The sequence below is a fragment of the Streptomyces huiliensis genome, assembly GCF_020037025.1.
GTDB classification, from domain to species: Bacteria; Actinomycetota; Actinomycetes; order Streptomycetales; family Streptomycetaceae; genus Streptomyces; species Streptomyces huiliensis.
On sequence record NZ_JAIQLH010000012.1, the window covers coordinates 1 to 2,346 of the forward strand.

4 protein-coding genes are annotated in these 2,346 nt (G+C 78.6%); all 4 read left to right on the plus strand.

Going from position 1 to position 2,346, the window contains the following annotated elements:
• A partial coding sequence (locus JNW98_RS03365; protein ID WP_223766542.1) for a hypothetical protein occupies positions 1 to 227 on the plus strand: 227 nt, incomplete at its 5' end.
• Positions 224 to 499, plus strand: coding sequence for an acyl carrier protein (locus JNW98_RS03370; protein WP_223766543.1), 276 nt, complete (start codon positions 224 to 226; stop codon positions 497 to 499). The genes JNW98_RS03365 and JNW98_RS03370, both read left to right, overlap by 4 nt.
• Positions 496 to 1,653: a beta-ketoacyl synthase N-terminal-like domain-containing protein gene (locus JNW98_RS03375; protein ID WP_223766544.1), complete on the plus strand. Its 1,158-nt coding sequence runs from the start codon at positions 496 to 498 to the stop codon at positions 1,651 to 1,653. Before JNW98_RS03370 ends, JNW98_RS03375 begins: the two co-directional genes overlap by 4 nt.
• Positions 1,653 to 2,346, plus strand: a 694-nt coding sequence (locus tag JNW98_RS03380) for a 3-oxoacyl-ACP synthase (protein ID WP_223766545.1), incomplete at its 3' end; no start/stop codon positions are given. The genes JNW98_RS03375 and JNW98_RS03380, both read left to right, overlap by 1 nt.

Here is a 2,346-nt window from a genome sequence, read left to right on the forward strand (position 1 = left end):
CGCGGGTGCGCGGGGTGCCGCAGATGCCGTTCCTGACCTTCGAGCACCCGGATCCCGGCCGGTCGCGGGTGCTCCAGGACGCGTTCTTCACGGAGACGACCCGCCACGGGGTGCTGTTGCACCCCACCCACCACTGGTTCGTCTGCGCCGCCACCACGGACGCGGACCTCGACCACACCCTGGCCGCCTGCGACGGGGCGTTCCGGGTCGCGGCGGAGGCGGCGTGACGGCGGACGACGTGACGGCGGACGACACGCACCGGGCGCTGCTGGCGCGGGTCAGGGCCGGGCTCGCGCACCGGCTGCACGAGGACGCGGACCTGCCGTGGCTGGGCGACAGCGAGCCGCTGGCGGCGGCGGGGGTCGACTCGGTGCTGCTCATCTCGGTGATCGGGGAGCTGGAGCAGGAGCTGGGCGTGTCCCTGCCGGATGACACCGTCCTGGAGTCGGCGAGCCTCAGCTCGCTGGCCCGGGCCCTGAGCCGGGGCGGCCGGCGGTGAGCGGCGGGGGGCTGCCGGTCGCCGTCACCGGGCTGGGTTCGTGCGGGCCGGGCGGGGTGGGGGTGCCCGCGCTGTGGGACGCGCTGGGCGGCGGGCGGGCGCACCGGCCGCCCGTCACGGAGTTCGACACCGCCGGCGCGACGCTGCGGGCGGCGGGACGGGTGCCGGACGGCGTCGAAGGGGACGCCGTCGAGGGGGACGCCTTCGAGAAGGACGGGCGGTGGCGGGCGCTCGACCTCGCCGGGACCGCCGTGCGGGAGGCGGTCGACGGCCTGGACACCGGCGGGCTCGGGCGCGTGGCGCTCGTCCTCGGCACCACGGACCCCGGCGCGGTCCCGCCCCGGCCGGGCCGCTTCCCCGGCGACCTGGCGGCGGCCTGCGCGGAGCGGACCGGACTGGGCGGCGAGGCGGTGACTGTCGCCAACGCCTCGGCGTCGGGCGCCGCGGCCGTCGCCGTGGCCCGGGACCTGGTGGCCGCCGGGGACGCGCCTGCCGCCGTGGCGGGCGGCGCGGACGCCGTCACGGACCTGGCGCTGCTCGGCCTCAACTCGCTGCGCACGCTGGGCCCCGAAGGCTGCCGGCCGTTCAGCACCCGGCGGCGGGGCATCGGCCTGTCGGAGGGAGCGGCGGTGCTCCGGCTGGAGCCCCTGGACGCGGCGGAACCCGGAACGGTCCTGGCGGTGCTGGCCGGCTGCGGCCTGACCAACGCGACGGGCCACCTCGCCGCCCCGGACCCGGCCGGCATCGAGCTGGCCGTCCGCCTGGCCCTGACGGACGCTCAACTCGCTGCGGACGACGTGGACTTCGTCAACGCCCACGGCCCGGGCACCCGGCGGGGAGACACAGCGGAGGTGGCGGCCCTGCGCGCGGTGTTCGGCGACCGGCTGCCGTCGGTCCCGGTGAACAGCGTCAAGGGCGCGCTCTGGCACCTCCAGGGCGGTGCGGGCGCCGTCGAGGCCGTGGCCTGCGTGCTGTCGCTGGTCCACCGCGCGGTCACCCCGACGTGGGGCGCGGCCCCCGTCGACCCGGCCTTCGGCGACCTCGACCTGGTCCTGGAGGACCGCCCCCGGCCCGTACCCGGCCTGCGGACCGTGCTGAGCGTGTCGTGCGGCCTGGGCGGGATGAACACCGCGCTCGTCTTCCGGAGGCCGTGATGAGATCCACGAGCGAGGTCGTGATCACCGCCGCGGTCGCGGACGGGATCGACACCGCCGAACTGTGGCGCGCCCACGCGGCGGGCGCCGAGGGCCGCCGCGACGTCAACCAGTGGACCGGCGAACTCCCGGAGCGCATCGCCGCGTCGGCGGGCCGGGCGCTGGCCCGGGCGGGCGGACTCCCGTCCGCCACCGGCTGCTTCGTCGGCTCCCTCTACGGCTCGGGGCACGTGGCGGAGGCCATCCGGGCCCGCCTGGACGCGGGCGCGCGGTCCGCGCTGGCCCCCGAGTCGTTCGTCTACTTCAACGCGCACGGCGTGACGTCCCTGATCTGCCTCCGCCACGGCCTCCGCGGCCCCGCCGCCACCCTCGCCGGTCCCGCCGCGGGCCTCCAGGCCCTCGCGGCGGCCCACCGGCGCTTCCGCCTCGGGGCCGACGCCCCGGTGCTGTGCGGCGCGTACGACCTGCTCAGCCCGGCGGCCGCCCACGCCTGCGGCGGTGCGCCGGTGGCGGGCGCGGCGGCGTTCCTCGTCCTGGAGACGGCGGCGGCGGTGCGGGCGCGGGGGGCACGGGTGCTCGGCCGGCTGGGGCCGGTGGAGGCGTACCGGTGGGAGGACGCGGGGGCGGGGTCCGGGACGGCGGAACAAGGCACCGTGGCGGACGGGAGCGCGGCGGATGGTCCGGCACCGGGCG